Below are 21999 nucleotides of genomic sequence, written 5' to 3'. Positions count from 1 at the left end.
GCCATGAGCGAAGTTGCCACCGAATCACGAACCAACGCTGCGGAATATACCGTCAGCGAAATTTCCGGCGCGCTGAAGCGCACGGTCGAGGACACCTTCGGCAATGTGCGCGTGCGCGGCGAAATCTCCGGCTATCGCGGGCCGCATTCGTCGGGCCATGCCTATTTCTCGCTGAAGGACGACCGCGCCCGCATCGAGGCCGTGGTATGGAAAGGCACGATGAGCCGGCTGAAATTCCGTCCCGAGGAAGGGATGGAGGTGATCGCCACCGGCAAGCTGACCACATATCCCGGTTCGTCGAAGTATCAGATCGTCATCGATAATCTCGAACCGGCGGGCGCCGGCGCGCTAATGGCGCTGCTGGAGGAACGCAAGCGCAGGCTTGCCGCCGAAGGACTGTTCGACGACCACCGCAAGCAGTTGCTGCCGTTCATGCCGCTGGTCATCGGCGTCGTCACTTCTCCGACCGGCGCTGTCATCCGCGACATCATCCACCGCATCAAGGATCGCTTTCCGCTGCATGTGCTGGTCTGGCCGGTGCGCGTCCAGGGCGAGACGTCAGGCGCCGAGGTAGCGGCGGCCGTCAACGGATTCAACGAACTGCCCGAAGAAGGCAGCTTCCGTCGCCCTGACCTTCTGATCGTAGCGCGTGGCGGCGGCAGCCTCGAAGACCTCTGGGGCTTCAACGACGAGGCGCTGATCCGCGCGGTGGCGGCCTCGCATATTCCCGTCATTTCCGCCGTCGGCCACGAGACCGACTGGACGCTGATCGACCTTGCCGCAGACAGGCGGGCACCGACCCCGACAGGTGCCGCCGAGCTCGCGGTACCGGTGAAGGCCGAACTCGAGGCGACACTGGCCAATCTTGGCGCGCGGCTGCGCGGCGCCGTCTCGCGCATGATCGACCGGCGCAGCCAGGCGGTACGCGCAGCGGCACGCGCCCTGCCCACGCCCGACCAGCTGCTGGCGCTGCCCCGCAGGCGCTTCGACGAGGCCACCAGCCGGCTTGGCAGGGCGCTGACGGTCACCACCGAACGCAAGCGCGCGCGGCTTTCAGCGGTGCGGCTGTCGCCGGCGACCCTGTCGCGGCGCATCGCCGAGACCCGCCGCCACCTCGACCGCGACATGCTGCGGGCCAACGCGGCCCTGCGCTCCCTGGTGCGCGAGCGGCATATCCGCTTCGACCGTACCAGGGCACGGCTGTCGCCCGAACCGCTGGCCAGGCGGCAGGAGGCTTGCCGCCTGCAGGTTGCCAGCCTGGAACGGCGTGGCGCATTGGCCGTTGGCCGCAGGCTCGAACGCGCGCGGACGCAGCTCTCGCAGGCAGACCGGCTGATGGCGACGCTTTCGCACAAGGCGGTGCTGGCGCGCGGTTTTGCGCTGGTGCGCGATGCCGACGGTGCGGTGCTGAAGCGTGCAGCCGAGATTTCGGCAGGGGCCGCGCTGTCGATCGAGTTTGCCGACGGCACGGCCAATGCCGTCGCCACCAGCGGCGACGCCAAGCCACGGCCGGCAGCCAAGCCGGTGAGCAAGGTCAAGGAACCCGGCAACCAGGGTAGCCTGTTTTAGTCCGAGGTCGTTCCGGACGGCGTCGCAAGCACTGGAGCGACGAGCGGGGAAATGAACGGCGCGCTCCACGATCCGCCGACGAAGAAAGCCGCAGGCGGGATGGCCGGCGGGGTGGTGGCCGTGGCGTCCTTGGCTTCGATCGCCCCGGACAAGGCCAAGCCGCGGCCGACGTAAGGCACGATTCCCGTCAGCCAGATGCGGTTGGAAGCGGTGCGCGCCTCGGCCTTGTCGATCCTGGCGACACCGTTGGCAACCGTCGCCTTCAACTCGACGCCATCGACCGGCAGCGTGCCGCCAGAGACTTCGTCAAGCGAGAAGAAGCCGCGTTCCGACGAACGCTTGAGGAATGCCTGCAGGTCGAGGCCGACGATGGCGCCGGCGCCGAATGTGGCGGCAATCGAGCCGTTGGCATTCTGCAACAGGGTGTTCCAGCTGAAGCCCGGGCCCTTGAGGATGACCGACACCGTGCCCCGGCCGATCGGCACGATTCGGCTCATGCCGGCGGCGGTACCGAACGCGCCGCCATCGATGTCCGATGCCAGAAGCCGCAGTTCGGCCTGGGTGCCGCCTGGCTTGCGATCGAAGCGAATGCCGGCCTGGACATTACCGCCAAAGGCTTCGGCGTCAGAGATGTCAAAAGCCATCAGGCCGCCCTTGACCTGCGCCGTGGCGGCGACCTCGGACAGCGCAATCGAACCGGCAGTCGCCTTGCTGGTTGAAAGCCTGAGATCGAGGTTGATACGCTCTGCGAAGCTGGTATCGATCTCGGCCGTCCCGGCATTGGACGACGCCATCGGCGCGAAGGCCGAGGCAAAGGTCATCAAGTCGAGCGAGTCGAATGCAAGGGTGCCGGAGATCGCTGGCACGGGTCCGTTCAGCGACAAATCGAGAATCCCCATGCCGGGATTGCCATCGATCGTCACCTTGGCGCTGTCGAGCTTGAGACGATCGAGATCGCCCGTGATGCCGGAAGCAATGGAGATCGAGCCGACCGGGCTCGCGGGCAATACGCCGGAGCGTGACCATTCGAGCACCCGCCTGAGCGAGGATGCGGCGAGCTTGACCTGGCCGTCGACATGGACATCGCCGGACAGGCTGGCGGTGCCGTCAAAGGACGCCTCCACCGGCGCCGACTTCAGTGACGCGACGATGGGCGCGGTGCCGCCGGCAAAGAGCACCAGCGGGCGGGGTGACGACAGTTCGAGTGCAGCCTGCTCGCCACGCCAGATAGCGGTGGCGGTCAGGCTTCCAGCCTTGTTGAGCGCCGGCAGGCTGGCCTTGCCAGTGAGGTCGGTCAAAAGCTCGTCTTCGCCCTCGTCCGAAACGGCGACGACTCGGCCATCGACAAATTCGACAGAGCCGAATTCATCCGAGGGCATCTGGCTGAGGTCCGGTTCAGCGGGACTGGCAGAAACCGTGGCGCGTGCAAGCTCGATCGCCCGCGTCAGCCTGCCCCCGCGCGATTCGGGCAGCTCCAGGCCGCCATCCGCCAGGCGCCGCAGACGCACCGTCGGCCGCAGGAAATGGGCATCGGAGAAGTCGACATTGCCGCTGAGGGCAGAAAATGCCGACAGCTCGATCTCGACCCGTTCGGCCTCGATGACCGGCGATCCCTGCTCATCTTCCCAATCTGTGAGTGTCACGTCGGTGAGCGTGGCGCGGAAGACCGGCCATATCTCGATGTCGGGCGTGCCGTTGATCGAGACGCGGAAGCCGCTCCACGCGCTCATCTCAAAGGCGATGCGGTCCTTGACGATCTGGGTAGAGGCGACGAACGGCACGGCAGCAACAGCCACGGCGATCAGGACGGCAATGCCGACGATCGCCCAAATGCTGCGCCTGAACAGTGGTGATGGCATGTTGCCCTTGTGCTGCCCGTGCTGCGCGGTTGTGGCAACGGGTGTAACGGAGACTCGCGGCATTTCAAGTCTTTGTGGCCTTGCGATGACGTTTGCGCACAGCGCAATGGCGCTATTCGACATCTCCTTGATCTGCTGCAGTGCGACATGCATAACCAGATGCCGTGCTGGGAGAGATGCCGATGTCCGTTGAAACGCCGCTGTGGGTGCCTTCCGCCAAGCAGGTCGCGGAGGCGCCGTTGACGGCGTTCATGGCCGAGGCGTCGGCCCGCGCGGGGCGTGCATTCTCCAGCTATGCCGAACTGCACGCCTGGTCGGTGGACGAGCGCGAGGGCTTCTGGGACCTGGTCTGGGACTTCTGCGGCATCGTCGGCGACAAGGGCAGCCGCGTGCTGGTCGACGGCGACAAGATGCCGGGCGCTGCCTTCTTTCCCGATGCCAGGCTGAACTTCGCCGAGAACCTGTTGCGCGGATCGGGCTCCGGCGAGGCGATCGTCTTTCGCGGCGAAGGCAAGGTCGAGCGGCGGCTGTCCTGGGACGAGCTGGCGGCCCTGGTGTCGAAGCTGCAGCAGCTGTTCGTTTCGCTCGGCGTCACAAAAGGCGACCGGATCGCTGCGATGATGCCGAACATGCCCGAGACGATTGCCGCGATGCTGGCAGCCGCCTCGCTCGGGGCGGTGTGGTCGTCATGCTCGCCCGACTTCGGCGCACAGGGCGTGCTCGACCGTTTCGGCCAGATCGAACCGAAAATCTTCATCGTGCCCGACGGCTACTGGTATGCCGGCAAGCACATCGAAGTCGGCGAGAAGGTCGCAGCGGTCGCCGCAAAGCTGACGACCGTAAGCAAGGTGCTGGTGGTCGACTATCTCGGCACGGCCAGCGACGTGGCCTCGTCCATCGCCAAGGCCGAGGCGCTGGAGGATGCCCTGGCGCCGTTCGTAGCCAGGCCGGTGACGTTTGAGCCGCTGCCGTTTTCGCACCCGCTCTACATCCTGTTTTCCTCGGGCACGACCGGCATTCCCAAATGCATCGTCCATTCCGCCGGGGGCACGCTGATCCAGCATGTCAAGGAATTGCGCCTGCATGCGGGGCTGAAAGCCGGCGACCGCCTGTTCTACTTCACCACCTGCGGCTGGATGATGTGGAACTGGCTGGTCTCGGGGCTGGCCGCGGAGGCGACGCTGCTGCTCTATGACGGCTCGCCGTTCCATCCCGACGGCAACGTGCTGTTCGACTTCGCCCAAGCCGAGAAGATGACCTATTTCGGCACCTCGGCGAAATTCATCGATTCGGTGCGCAAGGCCGGCCTGAGACCGATCGACAGCCACGACCTCACCTCCGTGCGCACCATCTCGTCGACCGGCTCGCCTTTGTCGCCGGAGTGCTTTGCCTTCGTCTATGACGGCATCAAGAAGGATGTGCACCTCGCCTCGATCTCCGGCGGCACCGACATCGTCTCGTGCTTCGTGCTTGGCGTGCCGACCGAGCCGGTGTGGAGCGGCGAGATCCAGGGTGCGGGCCTCGGCCTTGCCGTCGAGGTCTGGGACGACGACGGCCAGCCGGTGCGCCAGGAAAAGGGCGAGCTGGTCTGCGCCAGGGCATTCCCGGCGATGCCGATCGGCTTCTGGAACGATCCCGACGGCGCCAAATACCACGCCGCCTATTTCGAGCGCTTCGACAATGTCTGGTGCCATGGCGACTTCGCCGAATGGACAGCCCATGGCGGCATGATCATCCATGGCCGCTCGGATGCGACGCTCAATCCGGGCGGGGTGCGCATCGGCACCGCCGAGATCTACAACCAGGTCGAGCAGATGCCCGAGATCGCCGAGGCGATCTGCATCGGCCAGGACTGGCAGGACGACGTGCGCGTGGTGCTGTTCGTCCGCCTCGCCCCGGGCGTTTCGCTGGACGCGGAGCTGGAAAAGCGCATCCGCACCAAAATCCGCACCGGTGCCAGCCCGCGCCATGTGCCGGCGAAGATCGTCGCCGTCGCCGACATCCCGCGCACCAAGTCGGGCAAGAACACCGAACTCGCCGTCCGCGACATCGTCCATGGCCGACCCGTCAAGAACCAGGAAGCCCTGGCAAATCCCGAAGCGCTCGAGCTCTACAAGGACATCGAAATCCTCAGGAGCTGAGGACCTCATGCTTAACGAAGGGTAACCACCAAATTTACCTAGACTTCAGGAGTGGTACACTTTCGTAAACTTATCATTATCCCGGTAAGGAGCTGTTAAGGTTCGACCCCGATAGTCATGCCTAACTTGAAGGGAGAAATCCCTTTCCTCGTCTTCGAGGATGGCACGTTAGCTCAAGTCCCCGTTGTAAACAGCATCTCCTTTCAAGGCGCCAATCTGGCGCCTTTTTCTTTGGCGTTTGTTGGAGAAGCTAGAGCGACGCCTCGGCGTCGCGCACCAGAGCGCCGGAAAGCAGTACCACCGGCACCATGGCGGTGATGATGATGACGATCGCTGCGACAGCACCCTCCTCCGGCACGCCGCGCGAGGCGTTCTCATAGACATGGGTGGCGAGGGTGCTGAAACCGAAGGGGCGCAGCAGGATGGTCGCCGACAGTTCCTTGACGGTGTCGACAAAGACCAGCACCGCTGCCGTCAGGATGGCCGGCTTGAGCAGCGGCAGGAGCACGCTCGTGGCGCTCTGCGCCGGCGTCTTGCCGAGGCTGCGGGCGGCCTCGTCGAGGCTGCCGGGCAGCTTTTCCATGCCGGAGCGGATCGCGCCCTCGGCAAGCGCGACGAAGCGGATGGTGCAGGCGAGGATGACGGCGGCGGCCGAGCCGGTGAGCAGCAGCCCGGTGGAGACGCCGAGATAGGCGCGTGCGAAGGCGTCGACCGAATTGTCGAAGCGGGCAAGCACGAAGAGCAGGCCGAGGCCGAGGATACCGCCTGGCAGGGCGTAGCCAACCGACGCGAGCCGCACCATCGCCGCCATGCTGCGTGTCTTCGACAGGCGCTGGGCGTTGAGCAGGAACAACGCGATGCCAACGGTGACGACAGCGGTGACCGAGGCAGTCATCAGACTGTTGACGAAGGCGCGTGCGACGTCGGGCGAGGCGAACTGTTCAAGGCGGCGCGATGCATACTGGCCGAAGATGGTGATCGGCACGCCGAATCCGCTGAGGATGGGCAGCAGCAGGGCCGCGGGCATGGCAAAGCGTGTCCAGCCCTTGAGCGCAAGGCGCGGCGGGTGGACCTTGAGGTGGGTGCCACGGCCGGCATGGAAGCGTTGGCGGCGGCGCGCCCATTGCTCGGCAACCAGAAGCAGCACGACCAGCACCAGCATCAGGATGGCGATCTGCGCCCCGCCTTCGAGGCTGCCGCGGTTGAGCCAGGTGGTGTAGACGGCGACTGTGAGCGTGCGGACGCCGAAATATTCGGCCGCACCGATGTCGTTGATGCTCTCCATCAGCACCAGCGCCACGCCGGCGACGATGGCCGGCCGCGCGACGGGCAGCAGCACGCGCCAGAACACCCGCGCCGGCGAGGCGCCGAGCGTGCGCGCGACATCGGCGATATTGCGTCCCTGCATGAGGAAGACGATGCGGGTGGTCAGATAGACATAGGGATAGAGCACAGAGGCAAGCACGAAGGCCGTGCCCCAGGTCGAGCGTATGTCGGGAAACCAGTAGTCGCGGATGGTCTGGAAGCCGAAGACGGCGCGGACCAGGCTCTGCACCGGCCCCTGATAGTGGAAGAACTCGCCGAAGGCATAGGCTGCGAGATAGGGCGGCACGGCAAGCGGCAGCACCAGCGCCCAGGACAGCATGCGGCGGAACGGAAAATCATAAGCGACGACCGCCCAGGCGCAGGCGACGCCGGCAACCGATGTCAGCGCTGCCACCATGACCAGCAACGCAAGCGTGGTGCGCGTGGCGCCCGGCAAGACGTTTTCGATCAAATGCGGCCAATCCTCGCCGGTGCCGGAAAGGGCGACGAAGACAAGCGAAAACACCGGCAGGACGACGATGACGGCGATGGCGAGCGCCAGCGTGCCGAGCAACGGGTGGCGCGAGCGCTTGACGGGCAAAGCTCGGGCGTCCGCGGCAATCGCCTCGCCCGAAATCCCCTGACCTGCTCCGCTTGTCATCGGCAAGGCCGCTCCCCGGCAATGCAGAAAAGCCGGACCGATTGCCCGGCCCGGCTCTTCTTCAGTTCATGTACCCGCCTATCAGCTGCTCGGGCCGTCGTCGAGGCCGACGCGGTCGACCATCTCGGAGGCAGCCTTGCGGCCCTTGGCGATGTCGACCAGCGGCAGCGTGTCAGCCTTCAACTCGCCGAAAGCCTTGACGGTCTCGGACGGCTCGAGGCCGGGCTCGACCGGATATTCGTAGTTCTTCTCGGCGTAGACCTGCTGGGCCTCGTGGCTGGCCAGGAAGCGGATCAGCTTGACGGCATTGTCGCGGTTGGGCGCGTTCTTGGCGAGCGCCGCACCCGAGATGTTGACGTGGGTCAGGCCGTTCTCGAAGGTCGGGAAGAGGACGTTGATGGCGTTGCCCCATTCCTTTTCCTTCGGGTCCTTCTCGTTGTTGCGCATCAGGCCGACATAGTAGGTGTTGCCGATGGCGATGTCGCACTCGCCGGCAGCGATGGCGCCAGCCTGCGGACGGTCGCCGCCGTCGGGCTTCTTGGCGAGGTTGGCCTTCAGGCCCTTCATCCACTCTTCGGTCTTCTCGGGCCCCCAATGGGCTATTGCTGCCGAGAACAGGGCCAGATTGTAGTCGTGCTGGCCCGAACGCATGCAGATCTTGCCCTTCCACTTGGGATCGGCGAGCTCGGCATAGGTGATCGCCGTGTCCTTGACGCGCTCCTTGGAGGCGTAGATCACGCGGGCGCGCTTGGTGACGCCGAACCAGTTGCCTTCCGGATCGCGATATTCGGCCGGCAGCAGCTTGTTGATTTCCTCGTCGACCAGCGGCTGGGTGACGCCCTTTTCCTTGGCCGAGGTGAGACGGGCGATGTCGACGGTCATGATGACGTCGGCAGGCGAATTCTGGCCTTCCGCCTGGATGCGCTCCTCAAGACCCTTGTCGAGGAACAGCACTTCGGTCTTGATGCCGGTCTCGGCGGTGAAGGCATCGAGCACCGGCTTGATCAGATCGGGCTGGCGATAGGTGTAGATATTGACCACGCCATCGGCGAGCGCCGAGGTGGTGAAGAGCGCCGCAATCGCGAGGGCGCCGCCGGCAATTGCCGACCTGGCGTTTCCAAACTTCATTTTTTCTCTCCTGGCCAAAGGGGGCAAAGTCCCTTGAGGAACATATGGCAGCCTCGCTTGCGAGACCCCCTTCCCTATGGCCATTGTGACACTTGCGGTCAAGTTTAAAGGCCAACAAATTCAATAGTTTAGAACTATTCTAAACTGGACTGTTTTGCACCGGATTCAATGGCTTGTTCGACAAATTCTAACAACAGCCAGCGAGGATCACGCAGATGTGCACAAAATGTCGCACCCGGCGGGCGCCCACTACTCTGCGAGAACCCTCGTCGAGGGGAAGGTCACCTCTATCAGAGTGCCTTCGCCCGGGGTCGACGCAATGGTGAAACGGGCGCGATTTGCCTCGACCATCGCCTTGGTCAGCGGCAGGCCGAGGCCGGTTCCGTCGCCCCTGCCGCGCTTCAGCGAATTGATCTGCTTGAACGGTTTCAGCGCCTGCTCGATCTCGGACTGGCTCATGCCGATGCCGGTGTCGCGCACCCGCATGACGATGTCGCCCGAGGTTTCGTAGGCGGTGGAAACGATGACCTGGCCGCCAGCCTGGGTGTAGCGCACGGCATTGGACAGGATGTTGAGCGCGATCTGACGGATGCTGCGCCGGTCGGCGACGATTTCCGGCAGGCGCGAGGCAAAGCTGGAGCGGATGATGACTCGCTCGCGATTGGCCTGAGGCTGCATCATGGCCACCGTCTCGGCGAGCGTATCGTTGAGCGACACCGCCTCGTAGTCCATCTCCTGCTGGCCGGCCTCGATCTTGGAGATGTCGAGCAGGTCGTTGACCAGATCGAGCACATGATTGCCGGAGCGGTTGATGTCGCGGAGATAGTCGCGGTAGCGGTCGTTGGCGACCGGGCCGAACTTCTCGTCGACCATCAATTCGGAGAAGCCGATGATGGCATTGAGCGGCGTGCGGATCTCGTGGCTGATGCGGGCGAGGAAATCGGTCTTCTGCGACGACGACCGCTCGGCCACAGCGCGCGCCTGGGTCAGTTCCTCCTCGGCACGCTTCCATTGGGTGATGTCGCGGACGACGGCGCAAAAGCCGCTGTCGTTGGGCAGGCGGCCGATGGTCATGAACAGCGGTATGAAGCGGCCCTGCGATTCGCGGCCGATGACCTCGCGGCCATCGTTGAGCACGCTCGCCACGCCATGCTCGGACAGGCCGACCAGATAGTCGCGCGCGGCGCGCTGGCTCTCGATGGCAAACAGCGAATGGAACTGCTTGCCGGTGACCTCGTCGCTGTCGAAACCGAACAAAGCTTCGGCCGGGCGGCTGATCGAGCGAATGGCGCCGTCGCGGTCGATGAGCACGACGCCGTCGGTGGCGGTGTCGATGATGGTGCGCATCTCGGCGAGACGCTCTTCAAGCTCGGCTATCTGGCCTGAGGCGTCGTCGAGGTCGTCATCGCCGCTGATGCGACGTACCACCAGCATCAGCGCCTTGCCGTCCTGCCAGGGCACCGAGCGCAGCACCGCCTCGATCGGAAACTCCTCGCCGTCGCGGGTCTTCAGTTTCAGCTCATGGTCCGAGCCCGGTTCGTCGCCGTAGCTTTCGGCAAACAGCGCGTCGAGGCCGCCGGCCTGCGCCAGTTCATCAACCGAACCGTAGCCGGTCAGGTCGAGAAACTCGGCATTGGCATAGTGCAGCACGTCGCCGGCATGGATGAGCACCGGTACCGGCAATTCCTCGAGGATCGGGGCATCGACGGGCGTGTCGCGTCCCCCCGAGAACGACGGGATGACGTCCTCGGTGCGCAGCGGAGGCCTTGCGGGCTCGTCGCGCGGAGGTTCGGCCTGTTCGGCTGCCGGTTCGCTTGCTCGCACGGACGACAGAGCCACGACCTCTGCACCCTCGCCCGCCGGCTGATCCTCCGGCGCCGCCTGAGTGGCACCAGGGGCATCCTGTTCGGCAAGTTCGGCGGCGGCGGCTTCGGAATAGCCGGCAATTTCGGCCGACGCCGCTTCGCCGTTGTTCTCGGCAGCCGCCACGTCCGCTTCTGGTGCGCCCGATCCTGGCTGCTGCCGAGCGGCGACAATCTCGCCCGCCCGCTTGAGCTTTTCGCCGATCTCGCGGAAGGCGTTGCGCTCGACGGACGAAAGCCCCTTGCCGTTGGCGGGCTCCTCCGGCGCGGTCGGCCGATGCTCGGCAAGCCGGATCACCTTGTCCGAATAGCGGCGATCGTGCGTCGGCTCGATTTCCAGCGCCGGCACCTCGCCGGAGAACGGGTCGGCGGGAGCGGCTGCTTCGGCTGCGGGCCCGTCCGGTGGTCCGGCTTCCGCTTGCTCAGCAGGCTCGATGCCCTCCGGTTCGGTGGCCGAAGGCGCAGGTTCCGGCAGTTCCTCGGTGGCAACCTCAGGCGTAGCTTCCGGCGGTGGCGTGCCGTTGGGCACCAGCGCCAGGCCGATGCGCTCGTGGTCGATCACGGCCTCAGCCGGGCGCGCCACGCCAAACCCTCGAAAACCCTCGAAACTGCGGTCGCGCCCATAGACCGGCAATGCGGCGAGATCGACCGGGATACGCTGTTCCGAGCCGGCCACCGGCCATAGCACCGAACGGCCCGACCAGGTGTCGCGGCGCTGGAGCAGTCCGGCGATCTCGCCGGAGGGATCGAGCTCGAACGTGTTCGAGACATCCTGGAAGCGCCGGCCGATGACATCGGCTGCATGCTCGCCGACCACGGCGGCGAATTCAGGCGAAATCGCGCTGAAACGTCCCTCGGCATCGGTGCGCCAGACAAAGCGGACCGGTGCCGCCGATCGTTCCGTCACCGGCTCGGGGCGTTTCGCCGGCGGCTCGGCGGCCTCGCCAGCCACGACAGCCGGCCTTTCCACGAGTTCGGCGACAGATCCCGGCTCAGGCAGCTTGGGCGAATGCTGCGCGGCAGCCATCTCGCGGACCGCGGCCCCGCCTCTGCTTTCGCGTTCTTCCGGGCTGAAATACCAATGATCGTGGTCTGAATGCGGAGAGACTTGTGGCTGCGCTGGGGCGGTCGCCTGCGTCCGCTGGGGATCGGCATCCCGGGCAGGCTCCAGCGCAGGTCCGGCCGGAGCCTCCTCGGGGGGGCTGCCTTCGAAGGCTTCGATGCGTTCATCGACGACGACAAGCAGATGCCGCGCCGGATCGTCGACAAGCCGCGCCAGTCCGGCAGGCAGGTAGCCACCGGCGGCGGGGATGGCCCGCTTGATGATGCGGTCGCGTTCGCGGCTGACGGCAGAGACCAGACCGGCAAGGGTCGAGGTGGCGATGCCAAGGTCGGCAAATCCCTCGGTCGCCGCTTCTATTTCGCCTCGGCCATCGACAAAGGCGAGAAAATGCCCCGGCTCGGTGAAGCCACGGATGGCGTTGGCGGCAATGTCCCTGACGCCGCGGGCGCTCGCCTGGGTTACGGGAACGGCAAGCATGATTGCGGTTTCGCCATCAGGCAGCCGGACCGAACTGGCCATGAAGGCCACGGCGCTGCTGGTCATGCCCGATGCCACCCGCACCATGATGGCGCGGTCGCTGCCGATTTCGGGAAAGCCCGAAGTCGCGGCGATCTGCCGACGCGCCGCCAGGCCCAGGCGCGCCGGGGCGCCGATCACCGCATCGATGTCGTCATAACCGAGCACGGCAGCACCCGGACCATTGGCCCAAACAACGTCCTCGAGGTCGGCAGTCAACACGACGATAGCGTCGCCAGCAGCAAAATGCTGCCTGACACGGTCGACCACCGCGACGTCGATGAAGGAATAGGCTGCTGACGGCATTCACATAACCCGCAAGGCACGCATTCTCGTAATTAACGCTTTGTTAATAAAAGCCGTCATCGCCAAGGTCTAGCAAACAGGTGTCATAGAGCGAGATTATTCTCGCCACGTGGTTAACCCCGCAGAAGCCAGAAATGGTGCACTGCAACATAGATATTGCATTGCACCATAAAATGCCCTATATGAGATATGCGAATAAACGAGACGGGTGACAACACCCCGTCCAGTCACAGGGTGAGACAATGTCCAAGACCAAAACCGCAGAATTCGCAGACACCATCGAAATGCCGAGCTTCGACGTTTCCAAGGCCACCGACCAATTCCGCGTCTTCGCAGAAAAGGGCGTCGAGCAGTCCAAGGAAGCCTACACCAAGCTCAAGACCGGCGCCGAAGAGGCGCAGAAGACGATCGAGACCAGCTATGAGACCGCCCGCAGCGTGACCAACGAGCTGTCGCTCAAGGCGATTGCCGCACTCCGCACCAATGCCGAAGCCGGTTTCTCGCATCTCGAAGCTCTCGCCGGCGCCAAGTCGCTGTCGGAAATCGTCGAACTGCAGACCTCTTATCTGCGCAGCCGCGTCGAGCAGACCGTCGAGCAGGCCAAGGACTTCCAGGCCGTTGCCTCGAAGGCCGCCGAAGACGTTTCGAAGCCGGTCAAGACCGCTTTCGAAAAGGCGCTGAAAGACCTCAAGGCCGCTTAACAGCGTCCGACACGATACCCGGCGGGCGGTTCCTCCTCCCTCTGCCTGCCGGGCGAAGCGGCCAGCACCTCCTCCCGCTGGTCACACAAAGGAAAAGGCCGGCACCTCCTCCCGCCGGCCTTTTTCTTTTTCCGGGGCTGATACCCCGCTGAATTCAGCGACTTCGCGCTATGGGCACAAATCGCCGCAGTGGATGGTTCGCAAAGCTCTTGAAATGTGTTGGAATTGTCCGTAAGGACGCTGCGCCAGAGCAAGGCACGCGGTTGTAGCTCAGTTGGTTAGAGCGCCGGATTGTGGATCCGGAGGTCGGTGGTTCGAGCCCACCCAACCGTACCAACACCTTCCCCCGACAGACTGATATGCACGGCAAGGCCTGGTTTTCCTGATGGCGTTGTGCGTCGTCACATCCCTATCGCAATGCTTGCCACCAACATGGCGATTCGGACTGAGCACACCGTTCCGCGATTCGCGGCTCGGCAGTCGGCAGCAGCGCACAACGCAAAACGGCGCGCCTCGCTTGAAGCGCGCCGTTCTGCGGTCTCTAGGGACGAAGGTGTCGTCCCGGCGATTGTTACTGGCAGGGGGCCAGGTAGGTCACCGGCCTGCCATTGCGATCATACATCGGCCGACCGCGGTTGTCGTACTGGTGGTAACGGCATTCGCCAGGTGCGGTGCCCGCGCCGATCATTGCGCCGGCGAGGCCGCCAATGACGGCGCCAGCAACGGTCGAGCCCGTATTGCCGCCGATGGCCTGGCCGACCAGGGCGCCGCCCACCGCGCCGACGGCACCGCCGCCGACAGCGCGTTCCTGCGGGGTGTTACAGGCCGTAGCGGCCAATGCGACGAAAGACAAAACTGCAGCTGTGGCGAGAAAACGCGTCATTACCCCTACTCCTCAAAGTTGATCGCCATGACGCTATCATGGCGACATTGGCTTATCCAGCGGCACATCCTTGGAAAGGTTAGCCTTTTTGCGCCGCTCCAAGATCAGCCTATTCTTGCGGACGAGCGATCTCCGCGGTTGCCGATGTAACGATGGCGCTCAACCGATGCGCGGCTTGTTCGTCGCGCAGGCGCTGAACCTTACGCGCTTATCCGGCAAGACATGGCTTCGCATCGAGATCTGTAACTACAACATGGATCTGCAATACATAAAATCTGCCATAAAGCTTTCATCTCTCCTTCTGGCGTCATGTGATTTCATGGCGACTTTCAGGACAGAGCAATGACAAGACTTTACCTCGCCGCCATCATCATTCTAACTGCAAATGCAGCTGCCTGGTCGCAAACGATGCCGCTGAGAGGCGGTCGCGCGCCTGACGGATACATCTCCCTGTCTTCAAACATCACCATTTCCATGCCATTCGACAAATCGCAAGACATCGAAGCGCAGCAGAAGGCGGCAATGGAATCCGTCTACCGGATGATCAAGAACAGTTGCGAGCTCGTCGTCGACGCGTTTGCCGAGAGCTGCGAAATCACCGGCGTCAGCAGCAACGTCAACATGAGCAACCGAAACGACCGCGAAATGTCCGTGACGGTCAGCGGCCAGGTGCAGATGGTTGCGAAGCCAAGAGCGGTCGCCGCTCCCAATCCGTGAGCGGCGAAATCGCCAGATCGTGAATGCCGCAGCCTAGCCGCGCTGCGCCGCCTGTTCGTCGCGCAGGCGCTGAACCTCGCGCCGCTTGTTGACCAGCGAGGCGGCGATGACGCCGACGGCGACGATGCCGATCAGGATGGTGCAGGCGGCGTTGATTTCGGGCGTCACGCCAAGCCGGACCTGGCTGTAGATCTTCATCGGCAAGGTCGTTGCGCCCGGACCGGAGGTGAAGCTCGAAATCACCAGGTCGTCGATCGACAGGGTGAAGGCGAGCATCCAGCCGGAGACGATCGCCGGCAGGATGACCGGCAGCGTGATCTGGAAGAAGGTCTTGACCGGCGGCGCGCCGAGATCCATCGCCGCTTCCTCGAGCGAGCGATCGAAGGTGACCAGCCGCGACTGCACCACCACCGCCACGAAACACATCGAGAAGGTGATGTGGGCGAGCGTCAGGGTGAAGAAGCCGCGGTCGAGCCCGACGGCAACGAACAGCAGAAGCAACGACAGGCCTGTGATGACCTCGGGCATGACCAGCGGGGCGAACACCATGCCCGAAAACAGCACCCTGCCGCGAAAGCGGGTGTAGCGGGTGAGTGCCAGGGCGGCGAGCGTGCCGAGCACGGTGGCCAATGTCGCAGACACCAGGCCGACGCGGATGGTCACCCAGGCGGCATCCATCAGGCCCTGATTGTGGAACAGCGAGACGTACCACTTGGTCGAGAAGCCGCCCCAGACGGTGACGAGCTTGGATTCGTTGAAGGAGAAGATAACCAGAAGCACAATGGGCAAATAGAGGAAGGCAAAGCCCAGCACGATCGACGTGATGTTGAAGCGACTCCAGCTCGCGTTCATCTCAGCGCCCCTCTTCCTGGGCGCGGGCCTGCGCCTGCTGGAAGAACATGATCGGGACGACCAGCAAGAGCAGCAGGATGACGGCCACCGCAGAGGAGACCGGCCAGTCGCGATTGGCGAAGAACTCGTTCCACAGCGTCTTGCCGATCATCAGCGTCTGCGAACCGCCGAGCAGGTCGGGGATGACGAACTCGCCGACGGCCGGGATGAAGACCAGCAGGCAGCCGGCGATGACGCCGGGCAGCGACAGCGGAAACGTGATTTTCCAGAAGGCGGCGATCGGCGGGCAACCAAGGTCCTGCGCCGCCTCGATCAGCGAATAGTCCATCTTCTCAAGCGCCGAATAGAGCGGCAGGATCATGAACGGCAGGTAGGAATAGACAATGCCGATGAAGATCGCCGTATGGGTGTTCAGGATCACCAGCGGCTGGTCGATGATACCGGTGCCGAGCAGCAGTTGGTTGAGCAGCCCCTCGGGCTTGAGGATGCCAATCCAGGCGTAGACGCGGATCAGGAAGCTGGTCCAGAACGGCAGGATCACCAGCATCAGCAGCGTCGGCCTGATCGTCGCCGGCGCGCGCGCCATGCCGTAGGCAATGGGATAGCCGACCAGCAGCGCCAGGAATGTCGAGATGCCGGCGATGACCACGCTCGATACGTAGGCGTTGAAATAGAGCGCGTCCTGGGTCAGCCAAAGGTAGTTGTCGAAGCTGAATTCGCCGATCTGCGACATCAGGCCGGAAAAGCCGTCGGCAAGGCCAAGGACGGGCGTATAGGGCGGCATGGCAATGGCCGTCGTCGAAAGCGATATCTTGAAGACGATGACGAACGGAATGAGAAAGAAAAACAGCAGCCAGAGATACGGAACGAGGATGACCAGGCGGTTGGTGATGGCCGAGAGGGGGCTTTTCATCTCTCCACCTATCGCGTCAGAACGACGCCGGCGTCGTTGCGGAAGGAGATCCATGCCTTGTCGTCCCAGCTCAGCGGGTCCTCGGTGGCGCGCGTCGCATTGAGCGAGCTTGCCTTGACCACCTGGCCATTGCCGAGCTGGACGTGGAAGATGGTCATGTCGCCAAGATAGGCGATGTCGTAGATCTCGCCTTCCATGACATTGTCGCCGCTTTCCGGCTTTTTCGACGAGACCTTGATCTTCTCGGGCCGGATGGCGAAGGCGACCTCACTGCCGGCCGCCGCATCGCCGGCATTGGCGGTGCGTATGGTGACGCCATTGGCGCTGGCGATGGTGGCGCCCGCGCCGTCACGGTCGGCGACCTTGCCTTCGAACATGTTGATGTTGCCGACGAAGTCGGCGACGAAGCGCGAGCCCGGCGCTTCATAGACCTCGGCCGGCGTCGCCACCTGCATCACCTCGCCCTTGTCGAGGATGGCGATGCGGTCGGCCATGGTCATGGCTTCTTCCTGGTCATGGGTGACGACGACGAAGGTCAGGCCGAGCGTCTGCTGCAGGTCCATCAGTTCGAACTGGGTTTCCTCGCGCAGCTTCTTGTCGAGCGCGCCAAGCGGCTCGTCGAGCAGCAGCACCTTGGGCTGCTTGGCGACTGCGCGGGCGAGCGCGACGCGCTGGCGCTGGCCACCCGAAAGCTGATGCGGCTTGCGCTTGGCGAACTGGCTGAGCTTGACCAGCTTGAGCATCTCGGCAACACGCGTGTCGATATCGGCCCTTGCCATGCCGTCCTGCTTGAGGCCGAAGCCGATGTTCTGCTCGACCGTCATGTGCGGGAACAGGGCATAGGACTGGAACATCATGTTGACCGGCCGCCGGTAGGGCGGGATGCCGCGCAGGTCCTGGCCGTCGAGGAGAATTTGGCCGGAGGTCGGCTCCTCGAAACCGGCCAGCATGCGCAACAAGGTCGACTTGCCGCAGCCCGAAGCGCCGAGCAGCGCGAAGAATTCGCGCTCGTAGATCGACAGCGACAGGTTGTTGACGGCGGTGAAGTCACCGAAACGCTTGGTGACGTTCTTGAATTGAATGTAGGGCTTGGCGTCTGGCTTGTTCCAGGGCGCAAACTCCCTGCGGATATTGCCGAGCGATTTCATTTCCCTCTCCCACCTGCCCTGATGCGAAATCCCGGCGCCCGTGGCGCCGGGATCGGGTTACCTGACGCTATTGTCCCGTGACGATCTTGGTCCAGCTGCGGGTGACGGCGCGCTGGGTCTTGGGATCATAAGGCGGCACGGTAAAGAGCTTGGCGAGCGTTGCCTCATCCGGATAGATCGCCGGATCGCCTGAAATCTCCTTGTCGATGAACTGCTGAGACGCCTTGTTGCCGTTGGCATAGAAGATGTAGTTGGAGGCCTTGGCCGCCACTTCCGGCTTCATCATGTAGTTGATGAACTCGTGCGCCTCGGCGACGTGCTGGGCATCGGCCGGAATCGCCATCTGGTCAAACCACATCTCCGCGCCTTCCTTCGGGATGACGTAGTCGACGACAACACCCTGGTCCGCTTCGGCGGCTCGGTCACGTGCCTGGAAGACGTCGCCCGACCAGCCAACCGCCAGGCAGATGTCGCCGTTGGCGAGCGCGTTGATGTACTCTGACGAATGGAACTTGCGGATCGACGGACGGACCTGGAGCAGTGTCTCTTCCGCCTTGGACAGGTCGCCCAGCTCGGTCGACTGGGGCTTGAGGCCGAGATAATTCAGCGTCGTCGGGAAGATGTCGGTCGGCGAATCCAGCAGATAGACGCCGCAATCGGCAAGCTTGGCCAACTGTTCCGGCTTGAAGACGACATCCCAGCTGTCGATCTTGTCGATGCCGAGGGCCTCCTTGATCTTCTTCTGGTTGTAGCCGATGCCGACCGTGCCCCACATGTAGTTGACCGAGTATTCGTTGCCCGGATCGTAGGCGGCGGTACGCGAACTCACGACGTCCCATACATTCGCCAGGTTGGGCAGCTTGGATTTGTCGAGCTTCTGATAGACGCCGGCCTGGATCTGGCGCGCCAGGAAGGGGCTGGCCGTGGGGACGACCACGTCGTAGCCGCTGCCGCCGGCAAGCAGCTTGGTTTCGAGTATCTCGTTGGAATCGTAGACGTCATAGACGACCTTGATGCCGGTCTCCTTGGTGAAGTCTTCGATGATGGAAGAATCGATGTAGTCCGACCAGTTGTAGACGTTGACGACCCGCTCCTGGGCGCTGGCGGTGGTCGCAAAAACAGCGATAAGGGCTGACGCGGCGGTCAGCCAAAGCGCTCTACGGTTCATGGCAGTCTCCTTTTCCGGACGCGCCCGTCCCGGCACATCCTGATCCCTTACAAAAATCGAGTGATGAGGGTAGCGCGCTCCCGCCGGCTCGCAGTTCGGCGCAAACGTGATGGCGATTTACAGCTGCGGACACCGAAGCCCCGGCAGTGGAACCTGGCAAGATACGCCTGTGTTGTTGTTACCCTCGGAGGTCAGCCTGCCCGCCGGACGGTAGCATTGTCAATGGTAAACAAGACATCGCTCAATCAGGCATGGGAACGCCCGTGATACCCGGCCTTTGGGGCCGTGCCTGGCGTTTGAATTCCAAGGTCAGATGCACCAGCAAGGCCGAGAAGATGACGGCTCCGCCGACGATGGTGCGCGTCGACGGCACCTCGGCGTGGACGAGCCAGACCCAGATCGGGCCGAGCAACGTCTCGAAAGTTCCGATCAGCGCGGCAATGGCCGCCGGAATGAGCCGCGCGCCGGTGGCAAAGCAGGCAAGGCCGAGGCCAAGATTGAGCGCGCCGAAGGCGAACAGGAAACCCATGTCGTGCGGCGTCACCACAAACATCGACGCTTGTGAAGCGGCAAAGGTCGCGGCGATCAAGGTGCCCAGGCATGTGGCCGGCGTCATCCGGACATGGGAGAATCGACGGGTGATGACGGTGGCGATGGAGAACGCCACGGCGATCAGCAGAGCGAGGCCGTCGCCAATGGGCGACACGGCGCCGTCGAGCGATTCGGAGACCATGATGGCGACGCCAAGGATGACCACGAAGATCGCTACCCATGTCGCCGTGGCAACGCGTTCGCGAAACAGGACCCAGGCAAACAGCGCCGCCAGCAGCGGCACGCCGGCCTGCATGAGCAGGATGTTGGCGACGGTGGTGTAGGCAAGCGCCACGACAAACGAGGTCGAGGCGGTGGCAAAACAGATCGCCACGAGCAAGCCCGGGACCCCCATCTCACGGAACAAGCGCAGCGTGCCGCGCATGCCGTCGCGCCAGGCCATAAAGGCCAGCAGGAAAGCGGCCGCCCAGAACGAGCGCCAGAACACGATTGTCCAGCTGTCGGGAGCCTCGATGAAGCGGGCAATGGCGCCGCCCAGGCTCCACATCAGCGCCGACAGGAAGACCAACACCACGCCAATGCGCTGCTCGCCCGTGCTGCCGGTCGAGCCCAACTGCGAAGTTGATGCCTGTTCGCCCATGCGTGCGTCCGTCGCCTCCCCCTTGGCGTGGTTGGACCGCACACGCCTTGCCTCCGATAGCCGAGCAGCCGCGCGTTGGCGAGGTCCAGTGCCCCTATCCCGTTAGGGCACTTGCATAAGCCGCATATGTGCACTCCAGAACTTTCAGATCCTGTCATTTATGCGCTTGACCTCAACTTACCTTGAGGTTCTAAAGACACGGCTCCGACGCCCGCATTGAATTGGAGCCATGCCGAAATGCCGCCGAAAACCAAGCTCGCTGTGATCTATGGCAGCGCCCGCCAGGGCCGTTTCTGCGACGTCGTGGTCAATTGGGTCGCCTCCCAGATCCGCGGGCATGACCAGTTCGCGCTCGAGCTGGTCGATCCGCGAGACCTCAGCCACGACCGCCACGACATCGCGCGCCGCCTCGACGAGGCGGATGCGTTCATCATCGTAACGCCCGAATACAATCACGGCTACACCGCCGACCTGAAAGCGCTGATCGACGCGCACAGCATTCAATGGCAGGCCAAGCCACTTGCCTTCGTATCCTATGGCGGCATCTCCGGTGGCCTGCGCGCGATCGAGCAGCTACGGCTGGTCTTTGCCGAACTTCACGTCGTGGCGATTCGCGACACGGTGAGTTTTGCCTTCGCTTCGAAGAAGTTCGATGCCAGCGGCGCGCTGATCGAACCCGGGGAACCACATCGGGCGCTGGCCGTCTTGCTGGCGCGCCTGCGGTGGTGGGCAGTCAACCTGCGCGAAGCCCGCGCCAACGCGCCCTATTTCGAGGTGGCAGCATGAACATCGCCCAGCAAGTCCAGGTCGCGAATGCGACGCCTGCCCCCGAGCGCCATGCCGCGCGCAATACGACGCTGCTGCTGATCAGTTCGCTGACCATCATGTCGGGCGCGACCATTGCACCGTCGCTGCCGGCGATCGAAGCCCATTTCGCAGGCAGCGCCAATGTCGAGATCCTGACCAGGCTGGTGCTCACCCTGCCAGCGCTGTTCATCGTGATCTGCGCGCCCTTCGCCGGCGGGCTGGCCGACCGCTTTGGCCGTCGGCCGTTGCTGATCGCTGCCGCACTGCTCTATGGCCTGAGCGGCATGTCGGGCATCTTCGGCAATTCTCTGGTAGGGTTGCTGATCGGCAGGGCGTTGCTCGGCGTGGCGGTGGCCGGCGTCATGACCACCGCAACCGCGCTTGTCGGCGACTACTTCAGCGGACCTGCACGCGACCGCTTCATGGGCTATCAGTCGGCATTCGTCGGCGTTGGTGGCCTCATCTTCCTGACCGGTGGCGGCATGCTCGCCGAAATGCACTGGCGCGCGCCGTTTGCCGTCTACGGGCTGTCGCTACTGCTGATCCCGGCGGTGATGGCCTTCATCAACGAGCCGGTTCGCACACAACGCTCCACCCACGCAGCGTCCGCACCAAGCGGCAGCGGTACCTTGTGGCTGGCCGTCATGGCAGTCTATGCCGCGGCGGTGATCAACAGCGTCGCATTCTACCTGCTGCCGACGCAGCTGCCGTTCCACCTCAACGCCATGGGCATTGGTTCACCTGCCGTGGCCGGGCTGGCGATCGGCGTGGGCAACATGGTAGGGGCAGTTGTCGCCCTTTCCTATGACCGGTTGCGAGCAAGGCTCGGAACGACCGGCGTGTTCGGTCTCGCCTTCGGCCTGACAGCCATCGGCTATGTACTCCTCGGGTTGGCGGAAACGTTCGCGCCGGTGCTGGCAGCGGCAGGCGTGGTTGGCCTGGGGCTCGGCATGATGATGCCCAACATCGCCGCCGCCGCCATGGCAGCGGCATCTCCCGACATGCGCGGGCGTATTGCCGGCGGCATGACGGCAAGCGTCTTTGCCGGCCATTTCATCTCGCCCTTCGTCAGCCAGCCAATGATTGCGGCATTCGGATTTGCCAACACCTACGTCTACGTGGGCGCAGGTGTCGGCGTTATCGCCATGCTCGCTGGGGCAATAGCAATCACATATGCGCGGCGCGCTCCGGCTTCAGTCGCCTGAAGC

The 21999-nt window shown here is 63.9% G+C and carries 16 protein-coding genes and 1 tRNA gene; 7 read left to right on the top strand and 10 right to left on the bottom strand.

Annotated elements, in window-relative coordinates:
* The first annotated feature begins 3 nt into the window (after positions 1–3).
* A complete protein-coding gene (gene xseA / locus WHT83_RS09795) occupies positions 4–1569 on the top strand; it encodes an exodeoxyribonuclease VII large subunit (protein WP_406873955.1) in 1566 nt (521 codons plus the stop codon).
* Here xseA and WHT83_RS09790 read toward each other — a convergent pair.
* Positions 1566–3428 carry an AsmA-like C-terminal region-containing protein gene (locus tag WHT83_RS09790; RefSeq protein ID WP_406873660.1) on the bottom strand — a complete coding sequence of 621 codons (1863 nt, stop codon included), beginning with the start codon at positions 3426–3428 and terminating at the stop codon, positions 1566–1568. The two genes, xseA and WHT83_RS09790, sit on opposite strands and share 4 nt — an antisense overlap.
* 182 nt (positions 3429–3610) lie before the next feature.
* On the opposite strand from WHT83_RS09790, the gene WHT83_RS09785 reads away from it, so the two are divergent.
* The gene (locus WHT83_RS09785) at positions 3611–5569 is read left to right on the top strand and encodes an acetoacetate--CoA ligase (protein ID WP_406873659.1); all 1959 of its coding nucleotides are present in this window, start codon (positions 3611–3613) and stop codon (positions 5567–5569) included.
* Between the two features lie 250 nt (positions 5570–5819).
* Here the strand turns inward: WHT83_RS09785 and WHT83_RS09780 are convergent, their stop codons facing one another.
* From WHT83_RS09780 to WHT83_RS09770, 3 genes are all read right to left on the bottom strand, one after another.
* Positions 5820–7535, bottom strand: a complete 1716-nt coding sequence (locus WHT83_RS09780) for an ABC transporter permease (protein ID WP_406873658.1) — start codon at positions 7533–7535, stop codon at positions 5820–5822.
* Between the two features lie 81 nt (positions 7536–7616).
* On the bottom strand, positions 7617–8663 hold the full coding sequence (locus WHT83_RS09775) for a Fe(3+) ABC transporter substrate-binding protein (protein ID WP_183264569.1): 1047 nt from the start codon (positions 8661–8663) through the stop codon (positions 7617–7619).
* Positions 8664–8912: 249 nt separating this feature from the next.
* Positions 8913–12410: a PAS domain S-box protein gene (locus tag WHT83_RS09770; protein WP_406873657.1), complete on the bottom strand. Its 3498-nt coding sequence runs from the start codon at positions 12408–12410 to the stop codon at positions 8913–8915.
* Positions 12411–12652: 242 nt separating this feature from the next.
* Between WHT83_RS09770 and WHT83_RS09765 the strand changes: the two genes are divergently transcribed.
* On the top strand, positions 12653–13111 hold the full coding sequence (locus WHT83_RS09765; protein ID WP_108609133.1) for a phasin: 459 nt from the start codon (positions 12653–12655) through the stop codon (positions 13109–13111).
* A 259-nt stretch (positions 13112–13370) separates the two neighbouring features.
* Positions 13371–13447, top strand: a tRNA-His gene (locus tag WHT83_RS09760).
* Positions 13448–13682: 235 nt separating this feature from the next.
* Here the strand turns inward: WHT83_RS09760 and WHT83_RS09755 are convergent.
* The gene (locus tag WHT83_RS09755; RefSeq protein WP_183264571.1) at positions 13683–13994 is read right to left on the bottom strand and encodes a hypothetical protein; all 312 of its coding nucleotides are present in this window, start codon (positions 13992–13994) and stop codon (positions 13683–13685) included.
* Positions 13995–14336: 342 nt separating this feature from the next.
* Between WHT83_RS09755 and WHT83_RS09750 the strand changes: the two genes are divergently transcribed.
* Positions 14337–14711, top strand: a complete 375-nt coding sequence (locus tag WHT83_RS09750; RefSeq protein WP_406873656.1) for a hypothetical protein — start codon at positions 14337–14339, stop codon at positions 14709–14711.
* Between the two features lie 33 nt (positions 14712–14744).
* On the opposite strand, the gene WHT83_RS09745 is transcribed toward WHT83_RS09750, so the two are convergent.
* The 5 genes from WHT83_RS09745 to WHT83_RS09725 form a co-directional block, all read right to left on the bottom strand.
* On the bottom strand, positions 14745–15563 hold the full coding sequence (locus tag WHT83_RS09745; protein ID WP_183264573.1) for an ABC transporter permease: 819 nt from the start codon (positions 15561–15563) through the stop codon (positions 14745–14747).
* Between the two features lies 1 nt (position 15564).
* Positions 15565–16476 carry an ABC transporter permease subunit gene (locus WHT83_RS09740; RefSeq protein WP_183264574.1) on the bottom strand — a complete coding sequence of 304 codons (912 nt, stop codon included), beginning with the start codon at positions 16474–16476 and terminating at the stop codon, positions 15565–15567.
* 8 nt (positions 16477–16484) lie between these two features.
* A complete protein-coding gene (locus tag WHT83_RS09735) occupies positions 16485–17624 on the bottom strand; it encodes an ABC transporter ATP-binding protein (protein ID WP_183264575.1) in 1140 nt (379 codons plus the stop codon).
* Between the two features lie 67 nt (positions 17625–17691).
* Complete coding sequence (locus WHT83_RS09730; RefSeq protein WP_183264576.1) at positions 17692–18792, bottom strand: polyamine ABC transporter substrate-binding protein; 1101 nt, start codon at positions 18790–18792, stop codon at positions 17692–17694.
* A 241-nt stretch (positions 18793–19033) separates the two neighbouring features.
* Entirely contained in the window at positions 19034–19984 is a 951-nt protein-coding gene (locus tag WHT83_RS09725; RefSeq protein ID WP_406873954.1) for a DMT family transporter, read from the bottom strand.
* A 237-nt stretch (positions 19985–20221) separates the two neighbouring features.
* On the opposite strand from WHT83_RS09725, the gene WHT83_RS09720 reads away from it, so the two are divergent.
* Together WHT83_RS09720 and WHT83_RS09715 are read left to right on the top strand one after the other, a co-directional pair.
* A complete protein-coding gene (locus WHT83_RS09720) occupies positions 20222–20770 on the top strand; it encodes an NADPH-dependent FMN reductase (RefSeq protein WP_183264577.1) in 549 nt (182 codons plus the stop codon).
* Positions 20767–21996 carry an MFS transporter gene (locus WHT83_RS09715; protein ID WP_406873655.1) on the top strand — a complete coding sequence of 410 codons (1230 nt, stop codon included), beginning with the start codon at positions 20767–20769 and terminating at the stop codon, positions 21994–21996. The genes WHT83_RS09720 and WHT83_RS09715 overlap by 4 nt, the downstream gene beginning before the upstream one ends.
* Positions 21997–21999: the final 3 nt, after the last annotated feature.

Origin of the sequence: Aminobacter sp. P9b (genome assembly GCF_045345995.1) — a bacterium.
Classification (GTDB): Bacteria; Pseudomonadota; Alphaproteobacteria; order Rhizobiales; family Rhizobiaceae; genus Aminobacter; species Aminobacter niigataensis.
The sequence above is the reverse complement of the archived record's forward strand: the minus strand, read 5'-3'. Positions and strand labels throughout refer to the sequence as shown.